Origin of the sequence: Algibacter sp. L3A6 (assembly GCF_009796825.1) — a bacterium.
Classification (GTDB): Bacteria; Bacteroidota; Bacteroidia; order Flavobacteriales; family Flavobacteriaceae; genus Algibacter.
Genome location: NZ_CP047030.1, coordinates 1,781,897 through 1,801,794 on the forward strand (window position 1 = coordinate 1,781,897; position 19,898 = coordinate 1,801,794).

Genomic DNA, 19,898 nt, shown 5'->3' on the forward strand with positions numbered 1-19,898 from the left:
ATAAGCATGAATAAAATAACCCTTATTTTTTTATTCGGAATTTTTTCAATTAGCCTCCATTCTCAACAAACTTTCGTGAAGGGTAGCGTGCTAGATGCACTTACTTTTGAGTCTTTAGAAAACGTATCGGTAACTATCGAAAACAGCAATTTATCGATGGAGACCAATATACTTGGTGAGTTTTTATTCGAGAAAAACCTACCGCTAGGAGAACAAATATTGAGAGTTTCAAAAATTGGATATATATCAAAGCGTTTCCCTATTATAATAAATAAAAATGAAACTGTTGATATTTCTGGTATTACCTTAGATTTAGATACTACGGCTACTAGCAATTTGTTTACAATCACATTATCTGATGATGAATTAAACGATGATTCTAGCGGTGCCGATAATATTTCAGGACTCTTAGCTTCGTCGCTCGATGTTTTTCAGCGTACGGCAGCATTCGAATTTAGTCCGTCCTTTTTCCGTCTTCGTGGATTAGATTCTAAAAACAGCACCCTTTTAATTAATGGTATCGAAATGAACAAAACCAACAACGGTAGGCCACAATGGAGTAATTGGGGAGGTATTAATGATGTGTTACGCAATCAAGAATTATCTACAGGTTTAGCGCCCTCAAACTATAGTTTTGGTGGCGTTTTGGGTACAAATAATATAAACATTCGGGCGTCGCAAACTAGAGCCGGAGGGCGCATTACCTATTCGTCGTCTAACCGAAGTTATAGCAATCGCCTTATGGCAACGTATGCTTCAGGTTTGTTAAAAAATAATTGGGCATATACAGTAACGTTAGGTCGTCGATGGGGAAATGAAGGATATCAAGAGGCGACGAGTTATAATTCAAATTCATTTTTCACTTCCGTGGAAAAAATAATAAACGAGAACCATAGCCTTAGTTTTTCTGCGATTTACACACCAAATCGCCGAGGTAAATCGTCACCAAACACACAAGAGGTCTTCGATTTAAAAGGCATTAAATACAACGAATATTGGGGGTGGCAAGATGGCGAAAAACGAAATTCTAGAATAAAAGAAGTGAGCGAACCTATTGTGGTGCTTAACCATTACTGGAATTTAAATAGTAAAATCAAGTTAAATACCAATATAGCCTATCAGTTTGGTAAAATGGGAAATAGCCGATTAGATTACAACGGGAAAGATTTAATTGATGGTTTTCCTCAAGGAGGTGGAGCAAACCCGAGTGCAAGCTATTATCAAAAATTACCAAGTTATTTTGAGAGAAACTTTCCCGATCAATTAGGTTTTGCGTATCAGGCTTTACAAACGTTTCAAGATGGTGGTCAAATTGATTGGAATGCCATGTATAGCACCAATATTGCTAATGCCCAAAACGGAGGTAATGCAACTTATGCCGTGTATGAAGATCGTGTAGATGATAAACAGCTTACTGTAAACTCTATTTTAAATAAAGAAATAAACGACCATGTTAACTTCAATGCGGGTATTAATTTTAAAAGTTTAAACTCCGAAAATTTTGCTCAAGTTTTAGATCTTTTAGGTGCTGAAACTTATTTGGATATCGATGGTTTTGCAACAAATATTAACGAAGCTCAAAACGATTTATTAAACCCTAACCGCATAGTTGGAGTGGGAGATAAGTTTAAATATGACTATAATATTTTTGCAAACGAAATTGGAGGATATGCGCAAACACAATTTTCTTATAATAAAACGGATTTTTATGTAGCAGCTAGTGTGAAAAACACACAATATCAGCGTGAAGGTATTTATCAAAATGGTGGGTTTCCAGATAACTCATTTGGTGAAGGCGATAAGTTAAGTTTTATGGGCTTTGGTGCAAAAGCCGGGTTTACTTATAAGCTATCTGGTAAACATGTGTTTAATATTAATGGTGGTTATATTTCGAGAGCACCAACATTGCAAAACACGTTTTCAAATTCTAGAGAAAACCATAATGTTGTACCAGATATTACAGAAGAAAAAATAACGTCTGCAGATGCAAGTTATGTATTCCGGTCGTCTGTGGTTAAAGCTAAACTTACAGGTTATTACACAAAGGTTACTGATGCTAGTGAAATTTCATTCTTTTTTGCCGATGGTATTGGTGGCGATAATTTGGCTTTTGTACAAGAAATTCTTCAAGGTATTGAAAAGCAACATATAGGTGCCGAGTTTGGTGTTGAAGCACAAGTAACACCAACTATAAAATTAAAAGGTGCTGCCGCTATTGGGCAGTTTACGTATAATAATAACCCCAATTTATTTTTATCTACAGAGCCGGACGACGAGGCGTTAGCTGCGGGTTTTATAGATGGGTTTAAAGATTTTGGACAATCGAAATTAAAAGACTACAGGCTCGCCGCTGGACCGCAAAATGCCTTTTCTGTAGGTTTTGAATATAGCGATCCCGATTATTGGTGGTTTGGAGCTACGGCAAACTTTTTTGCAAATACCTATATAGATGTGAGCCCGTTAACGCGTTCTTCAAATTTTTCAACCGATTTTGATGGTAATGTTTTTAATGATTACGATGAGGTTTTGGCTAGAGAACTTCTAAAGCAAGAACGGTTTGATGATTATATGGTGGTGAATTTAATTGGAGGAAAATCGTGGAAGGTTGGTGAGTATTACATCGGTTTTTTTGCTAGCATTAATAATTTATTAGATCAAGTTTATAAATCTGGTGGGTTTGAGCAAGGAAGAAATGCAAATTTTAGAGAGCTTAGAGATGATAAAGCTTTGGATACTCCTGTTTTTGGATCGAAATATTGGTATGGTCGTGGTACCACTTATTTTTTGAATTTGAATGTGAGATTTTAAATAAAAAACTGGTAGGTTAAAATTATAGCGTAGTACCATGCTGAGCTTTTAGCGGCAGCAAATAATATAAAAATATTAATCATGAAAAATTTTAAAATACTAATTGTCATTTTTCTGATGCAAACACTTATAATATCTTGTGTGAAAGATGATGATTATAGCGTTCCCGATATATCAATTACAGAACCTGATATTCCTCAAGATAAAATAACCACTTTCAAAACCATTAGGTCACTTTACGATCAGGCTATAAATAGTGGGAATTCGACAGCTAGAATTGATGAAGATTCAGAATTATATATTGAAGGTTACGTGGTGTCTTCCGATAAATCGGGAAACTTTTTTGAAGAGTTAATTATTCAGAATAAAATAGATGATTCTAGTCCCGATAATGATCCAAGAATGGGATTTCAAGTCGCTATCAATGTGTCTAGTTTATCGGATACTTATCAATTTGGACAAAAAGTATATCTAAAAATGGCGGGATTAACTATTGGAGAAAGTAGTGGTGTCATTTCCATTGGGAAAGGTGATGGAGCGCGTGTGGAACAAATTCAACCTTCAGAATATAAAAACATTATTATCAGAAGTAATGAAGTGGTGGATATTCAGCCTAAAGTTGCACATATTACAGGTTTAACAAGTTGGGATCATAATACACTAGTTCAGTTAGAAAGCATGCAATTAAATCGTTTTGAGTTGGGAGCCACATTTGCTAGCGAATCTATAGATGAGTATGATGGTATTAGAACTTTAGTAAGTTGCGAAACTGGTGTTTCTATACGGATGCAAACTAGTACGTTTTCCGATTTTAAATCTTTAATTGTTCCACAAGGACAAGGAAGCGTTACAGGAATTTTTGCAAGAGATTTTGGAGACGATTTTAATGTGCTTGTTTTAAATAGTTCGGCAGATATGAGTTTTACTTCTGAAACCCGTTGCGACCCAATAGAATTAGGTTGTGGTATTGCTGAAACATTGGGGACAGGGAATTTGTTTTATGAAGATTTTGAACTGCAACGAAATAATAGGCCTATAGAGATTGAAGGTTGGACTAATTATATTGAAGCAGGTACAGAAGCGTGGGAAGGTTATTCATCTACGTCTTCAAATGCATCTTTGGGACGTTCGGCACGGTTTCAATGTTCTAGTTCTGGAGACGATTCTAATATAGGTTGGTTAATTACACCGGCTATTAATTTAGACGAGCAGGATGGTGAAACACTTCGTTTTAAAACGTCTAATAGTTTAGCAAATAGTAGTTTTTTAGAAATTTTGTATTCTTTAGATTGGGATGGTGATGAAGCCAATATTACTACTGCTACTTGGGGTACAATATCCGATGCTTATGTGGTGAAAGATACCGACTCGTTTGTGCCGTGGTTTAATTCGGGTGCTGTAGATTTATCTTGCGAAAGTGGAACCATGTATATCGCTTTTAAGTTTACAGGAAGTGGCGAAGATACCTTTGATGGTATTTATGAGTTGGATGAAATTAGCGTGGATTTTGTGGAATAATAATTTGTTATTTAGACGTAACAAGTTTTAAATAAAAAGTCTAATTTCGCCGCATGAGCACATTCGATATTTTATTTTATCATTTTTTTAATCACTTCAAACTCAAGAAAAACAAGAAAGCTAATAGCATTGCTACCTTTTATGTTTCGTTTTTGCAATGCAGTTTATTGTTGCTTTTGGGCGTTTTTTTTGCTAAGTTTTTTAGAAAAATGCACATGGATACGATGTCTTCTGGTAAGGCTTGGACTATTTTTATACTAGTAGTAATATTTATTTATTTTAAAAACTGGATGTACTATGGTGGTAGAAAGCGTAAAGTGCTAAATGCCAAAATGATTAAAAACAAAAAGCTAACCTACAATATTTGGTTTTTGGGCTTTTTACCCATTATCATTTTAGCTTTAACTATGGTGCTTTTACAAGCTGTCTAAAAAAATAAAATTATTTTTTGAAAACGGCATATACTGGAAAGTGATCGCTATATCCTCCTTTGTAGCGTTGGCCAACATAAGTTCTGTAAGGCGCACCTTTGTATCTGCCTTCAAATATTTTTAAGAAATCTTCATCAAAAATATTAGAAAGACTGTATTCGTATAAATTATCGGAGGTTTTAAAAAAGTTAGTCGAAATTAAAATCTGGTCGAATAAATTCCATTGTCTGTTGTGTTTCGTGCTGCCGCGGTTAAAAGATCGTAAGGTTTCCATAGGGTTGAACAGGCTGTAATTATCAACTAAACGCTTAATACTGTTATTGTGCGGATCATCATTAAAATCGCCTATAACTATAATTTTAGCTTCGGGATCTTCTAAGGTTATACTAGAAATAATCTCACCAACTTTATCAGATGATGCCATACGTTTATGTTCCGTTTCTTTTGCACCTTCACGCCTAGACGACCAATGGTTTACTATAACATGTACTTTTTCACCATCTAGAATACCGGAAACTAATAAAACATCACGTGTATAATCGGGTAAACCTTTGTCGTTTTTTAATTCAATGGAAAAAGGTTCGGAATGCAGAACCTGAAACACATCTTTATCATAAATTAACGCGACATCAATACCTCGTTCGTCTGGAGAATTATAATGAACATAACCGTAATTAAAGGGCTCTAAATGTTTAGATGAAATTAAATCTTTAATGACTTTAGCGTTTTCAATTTCTGCTAAACCTACAACAGCGGGGTGTTTTCCTGTTTCTCTTTTGCCTATATTAGAAATAACAAAACCGAGTTTTCTTAGTTTTTTATCATAACGTTTTGGAGTCCATTTTTTAATAGATTTAGGAGTGAAATCATTGTCGTACTTTAGTTTATCATTAAAAGTATCAAATAAGTTTTCCGTATTATAAAAGGCAACTGTTTGTAAATCGTTACGAACGGGAATATTTTCGAAAGGTTTTATTATCATGAGTCAAAAATATGCTAAAATAATTAAACATTTAATTATCGTATTTAATCCACGTTATTTTACTATCAATTGAGTAAGAAGTTTGCATGAAAAAAGCCGAATAAAGTTATTATTCAGCTTTTTATTATCGATTATGGAGTTATATCCTTCCTTTTTTATTTTTTTAAAATACGTTTACTAAATGTACCGTGGCTACTTTCTACTTTTAAAATATAAATGCCTTCGGCTAAATTTGAAAGATTTACGGTTGGTGCATCTGTTTTGTTTTTTAGAACTTCTTGACCGACTAAACTATAAATGGTGGTTTTTTTAATAGTTGCTCCGTTTTTTAATTTAATATGTAATTGCGATGTTGTTGGGTTTGGATACACACTTAAATTTTCGTTTTTAAAACTTTTACTGCTTAGCGTAGCATTGTTTTTTAAGAAAACTAAAGTATTCGGTTCAAAATTATGTGTTATTGTAAATGTTTTTTCTGCCGCATTAACAGATGAAATTTCTATATCTACCCAATTGCCATCTTTATATATTTGTGCGGTTAGGTTTGATGGGTCTGTAATGTTATCCGTGAAATCTGCATTGTTGTAGGTTAAGTTTACGGTGCTTTGGTGGCTAGATTCATTTAGCGTAACTAATTTGTAATAGGTTTTAGCATAACTGTTGTTTGGAAGATTTCCTATTTTGCTTTTAAATGCAATGCTTGTTGTGTCTAGCAATTCTATTTTTAACGTTTCATCGGGTGCTAAGCTGGTTGTTTCTAAGTTAACATTGTAAACTGTATTATTATAAGTAATATCTTCTTCAGAATTGTTTTTCTCTATATCAACGCTTTTACCACCTTGGTTTGGTGTAAAATATTTTGCTCTTATTTCAACATTATAACTGTAAACTTTATCGAAATCTGAGAAAACAAAACCGTTATTAAATCGGTTAAGGTTGGTTATATATCCTGAGATTTCGTTATTATCAAAAACATGTTCTTGTGTGAATTGCAAGGTAGAGAAATCGAAAGATAAAATAGCCGCATTTACGCCGGAAGAAGAATGATATCCTCCGATAAGATATACTTTTCCTTCCTCTTGAGAAATATCCAAATTATTATTTAAAGCAAGCGAAAAATCATCACCATTTGTACTTTTTGGGAACTCATATCTTATTGTTTTTAAAGGATCTCCGTTTATTTCATACATATAATATGTATTTGAATAATCTGAGTTAAGTTCGCTAGCTGTATAATAAAATTTATCGTTATATGTAAAGTATGCATCGGTATCTTTAGTGTTGTTTACTAAATTGTAATATGTGCCATCAGGATTTACTATATTTAGAGCATCATTATTTTCATCTATATAAATAACAGAACCATTTAATTCTTTTATTGGTTTAGACATGGCATAGCCTTCAGAGGTGTTTTTAGCCCTATACCCTCGAGTGCCATCATAATTTTCTTTACTTACATTAAAAATAAAAAGTGGAATTTGAGTTTGACTAGCTCCAAACATTATGTCGCCATTAGTATAACAAAGTTCTCGCCCTTCATCTATAAAATCATTAGGGCCATCTGTAACACCCCAAGTTCTGTATAAACCTTGAAAATAAATATAAGAATCTTCTAATAATATGTCACTTGGGCCAACACCGGTGTTAGAGTTTCCGTTAACATATAATTTCGTCATTCTATAGTTGCTAAGACCATCAAATTTATATAAGTCTGTTCTGTTTTGTGTGTTGTCACCAATAAAATAATAAGTGCCTTTCCAGTAAAATATATTTGTTATTAGAGTTAAACTATTAAAATCATCTACGGAGTTTCCTGTGCCTGTATTACCATCAAATTCATAACTGTTTTCTAAAATACCATCACCATTAAAAATACTTATAAAAAAATTATAACCACCAGCATATCTATTACCACTTAATGTGTATGGTGGGTAATATTCCCTTCTTTGTTTAATAATTTTATTATTGCTTGTTCGGGTTATACTTTCGGCGGAAGTAGAAGATGTTACTAGCGTAGCACTAGTTCTGCCATCATTTATTCTATAGGCTTTGTCTTCACTTTGGGAGTTATATAAACGACTACTAAATAAAAAAACATCATTATCTATTGCGTAATTTTCTTTGTCTAAGCCTTCAAAACTGTATCTGTTATTTTCTAAGCCTTGTATTTGGTTTGTAGTTTCATTAGAGCCATTGCTTACATAGGCACCCAATTTATAAGGGCTTCCAGATTCCGTCATGGTAAATAATATGTCGTTATTTAATGTTTTGAGCCCGGTTACTCCTCTTCTATAAACATTATTTTCTGTTTGTTTTATTAATCTGAGTTGTGCATGTGTGTATAAGCTGAAAAGTGTACACAATAAAAGTAATTTTGTTTTCATAAGTATTGTTTTATAGCTAATACAAAGATTTATTTTTAAATAAAGGAAGTGTAGCATAGTTGTATAGATTGTATTAAAAACTGTATAAATGGTGTTTTTTTTCTTTTTTGACCAACTATGTTTACTTTTTAGCAGGTTATATTAGTTTTTAAACTATTCATACATAGTTGGTTGTAAAATGTGTAATTAATTTTAACTTTGAGAAAACTTCTAAAATGATAAAAGCAATTATTATAGATGATGAATCTAACGCTATTGAGGGATTGTCTTGGGAACTCTCTAAGTTTAGCGACAACATAGAAGTTGTAACTAGCTTTACAGATCCAGAATTGGCTTTAAAATATTTAAAGCATGAGCAAATAGATTGTGTGTTTCTCGATATTGAAATGCCCATTATGGATGGTTTTACATTTTTAGAAAAAGTACCTAATAGAAATTTTTCGGTGGTAATAACCACGGCCTATAATGAATATGCTCTAAAAGCCTTAAAAAAAGAAGCCATAGACTATTTACTAAAACCAATTGATTCCGACGATTTAAAAGTGGCAATAGAGAAAATTGAAAAGCAAAATATAGAACGTTACAGTTTGGAGAATTTTGAATCCATACTTTTAAAGTTTAATAATAATCTAAGTCGAAAAAAAATAACTATTAGTACCGATGGGAAGTTGGTTTTTTTAAAACCAGATGATATTTATTATGTCGAATCGGATGGCAATTATTGCACAATCCATTGCCAAAACCAGAAGAAATTAGTCGTTACCAAAAAGCTTAAGTCGTTTTGTGAAATCTTGCCTGATGAACAGTTTTTTAGAATTCATAATTCCTATATTATTAATTTAAATAAAGTTAAAGAGTTTATTAAGGTTGATGGCTATGTTGTTTTAGAAAATAGCGCTAAAATACCCGTATCTAGACAAAGAAAAACAGAACTTTTAAGAAAATTATAGTTATAAATGTCTACTTTTTTTCTAAATTTTAATACATGGGTTCAAGGCGTTTTATTTATTTTAATTGTCTACCATACAAGTGCTTTTTTTATTACAAAAGATAAAAGCCTTGGTGTTTATGCTGCTTATTTGTTTTTGGTTTTTTTATATCTAATACCTAAAACTAATAATGAGAGTTCTATACACTTGGCTCATAGTTTTAGTTCGTTTTTTAAAAAAACAAACTGGATTATACAAGTGTATTATTGGCTTTTATATGCTTGGTTTAGCTTACTGTTTTTATCAATAAGTAAGAAGAGTAAAAAGCTAAGCTCTATTATAAAATGGTATATAAAAAGTGCTTTTGTAATATCAACAATAATTTATGTAATTGATTTTTTTGCTTTCGATAACAACTATTTTGTTTGGTATTTTATAGGTGTTTTTATGCCAGTGTCCTTAGGGATTGTTTTTATTTTTCTTAAAACTATTAGTAAGTTTAAGGATGTTTTAAATACCTATTTTGTTGTTGGGGTGGTCTTTTTTGTGGGGTTCTCCTTGTTGTCAATAATATTTTCCTATTTCCCCCGTTTTTTTGTTAAGCATTTTAGTCCTATAGATGTTTTTGTATTTGGTGTTTTAATAGAAGCTATTGTGTTATCTGTAGGTTTAGGATACAAATTCTTTTTATTTAGAGAAGAATCTTTTAGGTTAGAACAAATAAAAAATGCTTTTGAAAACGAAATAAACGAACTGAAATTAGCGAGTTTACACAGTCAAATGAATCCGCATTTTATTTTTAATGCCTTAAATTCCATTAAGCTTTACATTATAAATAACGACAGAGATAGAGCTGCTCATTATTTAACAAGGTTTTCTAAACTTATCAGGAAAATTTTAGAAGCTTCAAACAAAAACGAAGTTACCTTAAAGGAGGAGTTAGAAACCTTAGACCTGTATTTAAATATAGAGAATATTCGTTTTCAAAATCAAATTGAAGCATCTGTTTCAATAGATAAAACTGTTAATTTAGAACAAGTTAAATTACCACCTTTAATATTACAGCCTTTTTTAGAAAATGCTATTTGGCATGGGTTATCATCTAAAAAAAGTGATAAAAAAATTATAATACATGTTTCGAAATACAATGCTCATTTTGTTGAAATTACTATTGAAGATAATGGGATAGGCCGAGAAGCGTCGGCTAAAATTAAAGCAGAGAAGTCAATCAAGCGAAAGTCTGTAGGTATACAATTAACAAAAGAGCGATTAGAACGCTTTGTAAAATATAAAAAGCGTAGTTACACTTTAATCTATAAAGATGTTATGTCCGTAAATAATGAAGTTGTCGGAACAGTAGTTTTTTTAAGACTTCCAATGGTTTAAGTCTGTTATAAAAGAACGTAGGAAAAAGCGGTAGGAGTAAAAAAAATAGGCTTAAAAATATTAAAAATAAAATCAACGCAATTGTGTAACTTTGTATTATGATAGAAGAGAAAGATATTTCTTTAGAACGCGCAGTGTTAATAGGCGTGATTACTAAAGAACAAGACGAAGAAAAATCTAAAGAATATTTAGATGAGTTGGAGTTTTTAACTTACACGGCAGGCGGGTATGCCATTAAGCGTTTTACACAGAAAATGGACATGCCTAACCCGAAAACCTTTATTGGTACAGGTAAAATGGAAGAAGTTCGCCAATTTATTGTAGATAATGATATAAGCACTGCTATTTTTGATGACGAATTGTCGTCGGCACAAGAGCGTAATATTAGTAAAATTTTAGAAGTAAAAGTTTTAGATCGAACGAATTTAATATTAGATATTTTTGCGCAACGAGCACAAACTAGTTATGCCCGCACACAAGTAGAATTGGCACAGTGTCAATATTTACTACCGCGATTACGTGGTATGTGGACGCACCTTGAGCGTCAAAAAGGGGGGATTGGAATGCGCGGACCTGGTGAAACAGAAATAGAAACCGATAGACGAATTGTACGAGACAAAATTGCACTTCTAAAAGACCGAATAAAAACCATAGATAAGCAAATGGCTGTGCAACGTGGTAACCGTGGTAAAATGGTTCGTGTTGCACTTGTGGGTTACACCAATGTTGGTAAGTCTACCTTAATGAATGTAATTAGTAAAAGTGATGTATTTGCTGAAAACAAACTTTTTGCAACCCTTGATACTACGGTGCGTAAAGTGGTTATTCAAAATTTACCATTTCTTTTATCTGATACCGTAGGGTTTATCAGAAAATTACCAACACAACTTGTAGATAGTTTTAAAAGTACACTAGATGAGGTTCGTGAAGCCGATTTGTTGCTGCATGTTGTAGATATATCTCACCCAAATTTTGAGGAACATATCGCTTCTGTAGAGAAAATTTTAGGTGAAATTAAAAGTGGCGATAAACCAACTATTATGGTTTTCAATAAAATTGATGCCTATACTGCCGAGCATTTAGACGATGATGATTTAGAAACAGAACGTGGGGCAAGACACTATAGTTTAGATGAGTGGAAGAGTACTTGGATGAGTAAAGTGGGTAACAATGCGCTCTTTATCTCTGCACTTAACAAAAAGAACTTAGAAGATTTTAAAAAGCGTGTTTACGATGAGGTTCGTGAAATCCATGTAACTCGTTTTCCATACAATCAATTTTTGTATCCGGATTACGATTATGAAGATATGGAATAGTTAAAACCACATATGGCATTACTTAAAAGTTTATTTAGAAATAAATGGGTGAAACTGGCTGTTGTTTGTTTCATTTCCGTTTTAGTATTTTTTATAGGCCTCTACATCAGTATTTATTTAGGGGCTTTTGGTAAAGTGCCAACATCTGCAGAATTAAGTTTTATTAAGCAGGAAGAAGCTACTCAGGTTTTAGATCAAGAAGGGAAACTTATTGGTAAATATTATGTTTATGATAGGCAACCGCTGCATTTTGAAGATTTACCAAAACATCTTATTGATGCCTTAGTTAATACCGAAGATGTTCGTTTTTTTGAGCATGACGGTATTGATAACGTGAGTTTAATGCGGGTTTTTGTAAAAAGCATTTTACTTCAAGATAAATCTGCTGGAGGCGGAAGTACTATAACTTTACAGTTAGCAAAAAATCTATACGGTAGAAATAATTATCGCTTTTTTAGTATGGTGATTAATAAGTTTCGAGAATCGATTATAGCGAAACGTATTGAAACCATATATTCAAAACATGAGATTCTTACTATGTATTTCAATACAGTACCTTTTCCTGATAATACTTATGGTATTGAAAGTGCGGCGCGTAAGTTTTTTAATAAACCAGCGTTTGAACTTTCTATAGATGAAGCTGCTGCTTTGGTCGGTTCTTTAAAAGCTAATAATTATTACAATCCAAGATTACATCCAGAACGAAGTGTACATAGGCGTAATGTTGTACTTAGCCAAATGGTTAAATACGGAAATATGCCTCAAGATACTGCTACGTTTTATGCCGATAAACCTTTGGGGTTAGATTATAAATCGTTTAATCACGATGTGGGTATTGCGCCTTATTTTAGAGCGCAGGTTAAAAAGGAATTAACGGTTATTTTAGATAGTATTAAAAAGCCCAATGAAGAGCCTTACGATTTATATCGCGACGGACTTATAGTACACACCACTTTGGATATGGGTATGCAAAAAATGGCAGAAGAAGCCATGAAAGAGCACCTTACAGCGTTGCAGAATAGTTTTGAACGTTCTTATGGAAGTAATGCGCCATGGGTAAAGAATAAGCAATTAATAAATGCTGCTTTAAAAAAACTACCACAATATAAAGTATATAAAGAAGCAGGTTTAACTGAAGCTCAAATTAGAGACTCACTCTCTATTAAGCAGGATACTGAATTGTTTCAGTGGGAAGGCGATACTATTAAAAAAGCAAGTGTTATCGATAGTTTAGAGCATTATTTAAAGTTTTTAAATACAGGTATGTTAAGCGTTGAACCTAAAACAGGAGCGATAAGAAGTTATATTGGAGGTATTGATTATCGTTATTTTAAATACGATCATGTATCGCAGAGTGAACGTCAAGTAGGTTCTACTTTTAAGCCTTTTGTTTACACAGCTGCTATCGAGAATGGTATGGAACCCTGTACTTATTTTTCTTTAGCTGAGGTTACTTATAGCAATTTTAATAATTGGACGCCTTCAAATTCTGGAGGTGAAAATGAGGATCCATACCTTAACTATAACCTAGAGATGGCTTTAAGTAATTCTGTTAATACTATTGCTGTAAAGGTTTTAAATGAAGTTGGAATTCCGAAGGTATTAGAGCAAGCAAAACGAATAGGTATTAAAAAAGAGTTACCCAATTTACCTTCTATAGCACTTGGTGTTGCGGAAATTAACTTAAAGGAACTTACGGGAGCTTATGCTAGTTATGTAAACGATAGCAAACCAGTAACGCCTTACGCTATTACTAAAGTTACAGATAGAAACGGTAGAATTATAGCAGAGTTTAAGACAGAAGAAGCAGAGCCTGCTTTTAAGGATTACACAAGGCAGGTTATGTTAGAAATAATGCAATCTACAGTTAATAAAGGTACAGCGTCTCGATTAAGATCCACTTATGGATTAAATAATGATATTGCTGGAAAAACAGGAACAACACAAGATAATAAAGATGGTTGGTTTGTTGGAATTACTCCAAAATTAGTAACGGTAACTTGGGTTGGAAACGATAACCAGGCCATTGGTTTTAGAACAACAGGACTAGGGCAAGGCGCAAATTCCGCACTTCCTATATTTGCTAGGTTTTATTCTAAATTGAATAAAGACTCTAAATACGACGGTATAACAAAAAGTCGTTTTGAAAGACCTACCGATGAGGTGGTTTCCGATCTGGATTGTAATGAAGAAAAGCGAGATGGGTTCTTAAAAAGAATTTTCAGTAGTAAAAAGAAACAACGAAAATTTAAAGGCAATAAAAAATAGTTAAAACAAAAAAAACGCACATCAATCGATGTGCGTTTTTTGTTTCTTCCGTTAAGGAAAAGTTATTAGAATTTATAACTTAAACCAACAGTGTAATATGTTTGTAAATCGTTGTCTACATCGTCAAAATCTGTTGCTGTAGCTGGTGTTTGAGCCAAAGCATAGTTCAGAGCTTCTTGTTTGTTGCTTCTTAAACCAAAATCAAAACCAACACCAATCATTTTCCATAGTGTGTAGCTAAAAGAGTTTGTCCAAGTAATGTTAGAAAAATCTCCAGATTTATAACTTTGGAAAGTAGATAAGTTGGTTTTAAAGTTTATTGCACCAATTTGTCTTGTATAATCTGCAACAATTTTAGCGCCTAAAGAAGATTCGAAAACTGAATCACCATCAGCAAATACGAAGTTGTAGTTTAATGGGTGGATAACTACGATTAAATTTTCAATTGGAGTCCATGTAGCACCAATACCAACATCTAAATATCCAGGATCGTTAAAGTTGTCTAATATAGTTGTTCTGTATTCTACTAAACCAGAAGCAGCTAATGTTTTAGTAATATTTCTACCGTATAAAGAAGAGATATTAAAAACGTCAGTTGTTGGGCTAAAGTTGTCATCATCAGTTGCGTCATCTTTGTCATCTAATTTTACCCAGTTTAAATTTGTATTTAATGAGTTTCTCCAGAAAAAATCGTCTTCAATTAAATTAGCAAAAGCATTTAATGTAAAACCAATGTTACCAGATGAGTTGTTAGGTGTACCTTGTGAGTACCAGTTGTTAAAGTTAGACAAGCTACCTCCAATAGTACCAAAAGCACCTTTTCTCCATCCTGGAAGTGCATCAATTTTAGCTTGTAAAGCATTTGCTTCACCTTGAGCAGCATCTGCAATGGCTTGTTTTTCTGCTTTTTGCGCGTGTAATTCTTCTTTAGTCTGTGCATTTACCGAAAACATTCCGATAGATAGTGCAAGTAATAATAACGTTTTTTTCATTTTTTAGTTTGTTTTAATTTGCGTGCAAATATAAGTTAATTTTAAACTTTGTTTATAAGGAGGCTATACAAAATGCATCCGTTAATTAGACGCAGATTTTGTATGGAAGTCACAATAAATTTGGCAATTATTTCTTTTTATAAAGCGGTACCGAAGAGCAAGCTTCGCCGTACATAATAGATTTTGCAAAAGGTTGCAACTTGTTGGCCAACATAATATAAGCATTTTGTGGCACTGGTTTTTTAGAGCAGCCTTTTATAATAATAGGTTTGTCTTTAAACTCGCTAACATCTAGAGCGTTAATAACATCTTGATAGATAGCTGTTTCTAGATTGTCTAAGTTACCAATAATAGTTTTTTTAGCAAAAGGCTCTAAGTGAATACCTAAAAGCATGTAGGCCCAGCCTGGCACAATAGCATCTGTACTGCATGTTAAGGCTATATATGCACTTTGGTATTGTTCCCAATTAAATTCTAATGCCTGAGCTCTAAAATCTTTTTCACGCAAAACAAAGCCTTCAAAAAGCCAATCTTTGATATCAAAAAGAACACGGTTGCCCTGAGGATAATAATCTTCAAGATTAACCGTGATTAATTTACTATTCGCAACGCGATTAATTATTTCGTCTGCCATAATTATTTAGAAAATGTAGTAGAAACTTAGTACTAGTTTTAAAGCATTCCAAGTTCTAATTTTGCTTCTTCGCTCATTAAATCTTGTGTCCATGGTGGATCGAAAGTAATTTCAACTTCGGCACCCTTTACTTCGTTTAAAGATTTTACTTTTTCTTCAACCTCTAAAGGCAACGTTTCTGCTACTGGGCAGTTTGGCGTTGTTAGGGTCATTAATATTTTTACGTCGTAATCTTCATTTACAAATACATCGTAAATTAAACCAAGTTCGTAAATATCAACAGGTATTTCTGGGTCGTAAATAGTCTTTAATACGTTAACTATTTTTTCGCCTAATTCGGCTGTATCTATGGTTGTTTCGCTCATTTTTTAAGTTGTTTTTATTTCCGTGAAAACGAAAATCTTATTATTTTATTTGTGTTTGGTAAGCAATGGCATACAATTTTAATTGCTTTATCATGCTTACTAAACCATTTGCTCTGGTTGGAGACAAATGTTCTTTTAATCCAATTTTATCAATAAAATCGGTGTTGGCATCAATAATATCTTTTGGGTGCTGGTCGTTAAAAACACGAATTAAAATAGCAATAATACCTTTAGTAATAATAGCATCACTATCTGCGGTAAATTCTATTTTATCGTTGTTTAATTCGGCATGTACCCAAACTTTACTTTGGCAACCTTTAATAATGTTGCTTTCAGTTTTATATTGATCGTTAATTATAGGCAAATCTTTCCCTAAATCAATCATGTATTGGTAACGTTCTTCCCAGTCTTCAAACATTGAGAATTCGTCAATTATTTCGTTTTGAATATCTTCAATAGTCACAATAACAAATTTTTATACAAAAATACAATAATAGAAGTTGCTTTTCAATGTTTTCCCAAAAGATAGGTTGCTCTTTCTGTGTTGATTTTTTTTCTTCGGAAGAATTACAACACGGTCTAGAGTGGTGCAAAGGGCTTTCAGGTTTTTATTACTGAAAATAAAACTTAAGTTGAATTATTTTTTTGCTTTTAGTAAAATAGCGTCGTCTGCTTTTAAGTTTAAGGTATTGTTTTCAAATGAAAACGTATTAACTTTAGAAAGCAGTTGAAGCATTTCTGATTCTATTTTATTAGCGCCTCCAGCGCACATTTTTCTAGTAGATCCCATTTGGCCAAATTGTAAACCACCATCTGTTATGGTAAAGCTGCCAAAGAAATTATTACATCCTGAAAAACCCGATATCTTTTTAGCTTCGGTATCAAAAGTGATGGTTAAATTTTCTGGTAATTCCGAGTTTTTATCTAAGGATACAATATGAAATTCACCAGATAATTTTTCCGCATTAGGTTTATTTTCGCATGATGTTATAAGAAGCATCGCGAAAAGTAAAGTACTTAATCTTTTCATGTTTTATTTTTTATAATTTGGTTTCCAAAAATGAAGCCAAACTAATTTAAGACAGCATCATTTTTGCTTTTTTTACGCCTTCAACTAAAATATCAATTTCTTCTTTTGTGTTGTAAAAAGCAAACGATGCACGAATGGTTCCTGGAATACAATAAAAATCCATTATAGGTTGTGCACAGTGGTGCCCAGTTCTTACAGCAATACCTAATTTATCTAGAATAGTACCTACATCATACGGATGAATACCTTCTAAATTAAAAGAGATTACAGATGTTTTATGTTTAGCTGTACCGTAAAATTTTAAACCTTCTATGGTCGATAATTGTTCGGTGGCATAGGCTAGCAAATCGTTTTCGTAGCTTGCAATATTATCAAAACCAATATTGTTCATGTAATCTAAAGCAGCTCCAAAAGCAATACCTCCACAAATGTTAGGTGTTCCTGCTTCAAATTTATGTGGTAAGTCGGCATAAGTTGTTTTTTCAAACGTAACTTCTGCAATCATTTCACCACCACCTTGATAAGGAGGTAGTTTTCTCAACCATTCTTCTTTACCGTAAAGCATCCCAACACCTGTTGGTCCACAAACTTTGTGAGCAGATGCCACATAGAAATCGACATCTAAAGCTTGCACGTCCGGTTTTATATGCGGGCAAGATTGAGCGCCATCTATTAATACAGCCGCTCCAACAGCGTGTGCTTTTTCAATAATATACTCAATAGGGTTAATAGTGCCTAATGCATTTGAGATGTGGTTTACAAAAACTAGTTTTGTTTTATCTGAAAGTAAATTGTCATAAGCTTCCATAATAAGTTCACCTTCCAAATTCATTGGAATCACTTTTAATACAGCACCTGTGCGTTCGCAAAGCATTTGCCAAGGCACAATATTACTGTGGTGCTCTAAGGCAGAAACAATGATTTCATCTCCTTTTTTAAGAAGAGCAGAAAAACCATTTGCCACTAAGTTTATACTATGGGTTGTGCCTGAAGTGAAAATGATTTCATGGGCGTGCTTCGCGTTAAAATGCGTTTGTATAGTTTGGCGCGCTATTTCGTATTTATCGGTAGCTTCTTGACTTAATGTATGCACACCTCTATGTATGTTTGCATTGTAGTTGCTGTAATAGTCTACAATAACATCTATAACGGCTTGTGGCGTTTGGGATGTTGCTGCATTATCAAAATACACTAAGGGTTTATTGTTTACTTGTCGAGATAGAATAGGGAAGTCGGCTCTTATTTTGGATACGTCAAGCATGTTTTTTTTGTTTGAATACAAAAGGATTTTATAATTCCTTCTGTAAAGGGTTTATTATTTTTTTTCTTGAAATCGAACTCTATAACTAGGTTACGAGTTTGATTTAAACAAAAAAGTAACATTACAAAAGACGAACTTTTCTAATATTACTTTTAAATTATAAGGGTTAAAATATAGACTATAAATCGAATCCGATGTTTACACCCAATTTGTTTGCAATAATTTTAGTAATACGTTGTTTCATTTCAGGGATTTTAACCGAACTTAAAACGTTGTTGCTAAAGGCATACATTAAAAGCGCTTTCGCTTCTTTTTCTGGTATACCACGAGATTGCATGTAGAACATAGCGCTTTCGTCTAATTGCCCAATAGTACAACCGTGAGAACATTTTACATCATCTGCAAATATTTCTAATTGTGGTTTACTGTTTATAGTTGCCTTATCACTTACTAATATATTATTGTTAGATTGAAATGCGTTTGTTTTTTGCGCTTCTTTATCTACAATAATTTTACCATTAAAAACACCTGTAGAGCTGTCTCCAAAAATACCTTTGTAATCTTGGTGGCTTTCACAGTTTGGTTCTATATGGTGAACTAGAGTATTGTGATCTACGTGTTGTTTTTCTCCAATAATAGTAACACCTTTTAATATAGAATCAATACGTTCTCCGTTTTGATAAAAGTTAAGGTTATTACGTATTAGTTTACCTCCAAAAGAAAATGTATGAACAGATGCTACGCTTTCTCGCTTTTGTTTGATAAATGTATTATCAATAAGTGATGCGTTAGAATTATCATTCTGAATTTTATAATAATCTACAATAGCACGCTTGTTAGCAAAAATTTCGGTAACACTATTTGTAAGTACAGGGTTATCGGTTAAACTTTGGTGACGCTCAATAATTTGAACATGACTATTCTCGTCTACTACAATTAAATTACGTGGTTGAGATAAAGTAGCCGCTTCACTTCCTGTAGAGAAATGTATAATTTGAATTGGTTTTGAAACCAATTTATTCTTTGGGATATGGATATAAGCGCCTTCTTGCGAAAATGCTGTATTTAAAGATGGTAAACTATCTTTAGTAGCGGCTTTATTAAAATAGTTTTCTATAACTAAACGGTATTTTGGCTTAGTTAAAGCTGCAGACATTAAACAAACATCTATACCATCGTGAGTAGTCTCCGATAGGTAAGAAGAATATTTTCCATCTATAAAAATTACTTTATAAGAATCGATATCGTGAATAAAATATTTTTTCACGTCTTTATAATCGATAGTGCTTTCGTTTTTAGGGAAAACGCTATAATCTTCTTTTAAAATTCTATTTAAAGAGGTGTATTTCCAAGCTTCTTCTTTTTTAGAAGGAAAGCCTTTTTTTTCAAATGCTTTTATAGCTTCGTTTCTAATATCATGTATTTGAGTATCAACATCTACGTTGTTCTCAAATGCTAAAAAAGATGATACTAATTTTTCTTTTAAATCCATTGTTTTCAGTTTTCAGTCGCAGTCTCAGTTTTTCAGTAAAAGAAAATCTAGAAGTTAAACTGTTTACTATGTTTTATAATCTTGAGTAATTGGGTTTAAGAA

At 32.8% G+C, this 19,898-nt stretch carries 16 protein-coding genes; 7 read left to right on the plus strand and 9 right to left on the minus strand.

The features are described from left to right. Positions 1-6 precede the first annotated feature (6 nt). The 3 genes from GQR98_RS07385 to GQR98_RS07395 all read left to right on the plus strand — a co-directional run bounded on the left by GQR98_RS07385 (position 7) and on the right by GQR98_RS07395 (position 4,757). The gene (locus GQR98_RS07385) at positions 7-2,808 is read left to right on the plus strand and encodes a TonB-dependent receptor (protein WP_159018957.1); all 2,802 of its coding nucleotides are present in this window, start codon (positions 7-9) and stop codon (positions 2,806-2,808) included. Positions 2,809-2,889: 81 nt separating this feature from the next. Next, positions 2,890-4,326 carry a DUF5689 domain-containing protein gene (locus GQR98_RS07390; RefSeq protein WP_159018958.1) on the plus strand — a complete coding sequence of 479 codons (1,437 nt, stop codon included), beginning with the start codon at positions 2,890-2,892 and terminating at the stop codon, positions 4,324-4,326. Positions 4,327-4,379: 53 nt separating this feature from the next. Continuing rightward, positions 4,380-4,757, plus strand: coding sequence for a hypothetical protein (locus GQR98_RS07395; protein WP_159018959.1), 378 nt, complete (start codon positions 4,380-4,382; stop codon positions 4,755-4,757). Between the two features lie 10 nt (positions 4,758-4,767). Here GQR98_RS07395 and GQR98_RS07400 read toward each other — a convergent pair whose 3' ends face one another. Next, positions 4,768-5,739 carry an endonuclease gene (locus GQR98_RS07400; RefSeq protein WP_199270275.1) on the minus strand — a complete coding sequence of 324 codons (972 nt, stop codon included), beginning with the start codon at positions 5,737-5,739 and terminating at the stop codon, positions 4,768-4,770. A gap of 155 nt (positions 5,740-5,894) precedes the next feature. Then, positions 5,895-8,123 carry a T9SS type A sorting domain-containing protein gene (locus GQR98_RS07405; protein ID WP_159018960.1) on the minus strand — a complete coding sequence of 743 codons (2,229 nt, stop codon included), beginning with the start codon at positions 8,121-8,123 and terminating at the stop codon, positions 5,895-5,897. 215 nt (positions 8,124-8,338) lie between these two features. Here GQR98_RS07405 and GQR98_RS07410 point away from each other — a divergent pair, with 215 nt between their 5' ends. The 4 genes from GQR98_RS07410 to GQR98_RS07425 all read left to right on the plus strand — a co-directional run bounded on the left by GQR98_RS07410 (position 8,339) and on the right by GQR98_RS07425 (position 14,022). Continuing rightward, entirely contained in the window at positions 8,339-9,073 is a 735-nt protein-coding gene (locus GQR98_RS07410; protein ID WP_159018961.1) for a LytR/AlgR family response regulator transcription factor, read from the plus strand. A gap of 6 nt (positions 9,074-9,079) precedes the next feature. Then, a complete protein-coding gene (locus GQR98_RS07415; RefSeq protein WP_159018962.1) occupies positions 9,080-10,438 on the plus strand; it encodes a sensor histidine kinase in 1,359 nt (452 codons plus the stop codon). 98 nt (positions 10,439-10,536) lie between these two features. After that, complete coding sequence (gene hflX, locus GQR98_RS07420; protein ID WP_159018963.1) at positions 10,537-11,754, plus strand: GTPase HflX; 1,218 nt, start codon at positions 10,537-10,539, stop codon at positions 11,752-11,754. Positions 11,755-11,766: 12 nt separating this feature from the next. Further along, entirely contained in the window at positions 11,767-14,022 is a 2,256-nt protein-coding gene (locus GQR98_RS07425; protein ID WP_159018964.1) for a transglycosylase domain-containing protein, read from the plus strand. Positions 14,023-14,087: 65 nt separating this feature from the next. On the opposite strand, the gene GQR98_RS07430 is transcribed toward GQR98_RS07425, so the two are convergent. The 7 genes from GQR98_RS07430 to sufD form a co-directional block, all read right to left on the minus strand. Then, positions 14,088-15,014 carry a DUF3078 domain-containing protein gene (locus tag GQR98_RS07430; RefSeq protein WP_159018965.1) on the minus strand — a complete coding sequence of 309 codons (927 nt, stop codon included), beginning with the start codon at positions 15,012-15,014 and terminating at the stop codon, positions 14,088-14,090. A gap of 127 nt (positions 15,015-15,141) precedes the next feature. Continuing rightward, positions 15,142-15,648 carry a DUF2480 family protein gene (locus tag GQR98_RS07435; protein WP_159018966.1) on the minus strand — a complete coding sequence of 169 codons (507 nt, stop codon included), beginning with the start codon at positions 15,646-15,648 and terminating at the stop codon, positions 15,142-15,144. A 38-nt stretch (positions 15,649-15,686) separates the two neighbouring features. Continuing rightward, complete coding sequence (locus tag GQR98_RS07440; protein ID WP_042497739.1) at positions 15,687-16,013, minus strand: DUF59 domain-containing protein; 327 nt, start codon at positions 16,011-16,013, stop codon at positions 15,687-15,689. Between the two features lie 40 nt (positions 16,014-16,053). Further along, entirely contained in the window at positions 16,054-16,476 is a 423-nt protein-coding gene (locus tag GQR98_RS07445; protein ID WP_159018967.1) for a SufE family protein, read from the minus strand. Between the two features lie 174 nt (positions 16,477-16,650). Next, a complete protein-coding gene (locus tag GQR98_RS07450; protein WP_159018968.1) occupies positions 16,651-17,043 on the minus strand; it encodes an META domain-containing protein in 393 nt (130 codons plus the stop codon). A gap of 46 nt (positions 17,044-17,089) precedes the next feature. Next, a complete protein-coding gene (locus GQR98_RS07455) occupies positions 17,090-18,304 on the minus strand; it encodes an aminotransferase class V-fold PLP-dependent enzyme (RefSeq protein ID WP_159018969.1) in 1,215 nt (404 codons plus the stop codon). Positions 18,305-18,482: 178 nt separating this feature from the next. Beyond that, positions 18,483-19,796 (minus strand): Fe-S cluster assembly protein SufD, encoded by a 1,314-nt coding sequence (sufD, locus tag GQR98_RS07460; RefSeq protein WP_159018970.1) that lies wholly within the window; start codon positions 19,794-19,796, stop codon positions 18,483-18,485. Positions 19,797-19,898 lie beyond the last annotated feature (102 nt).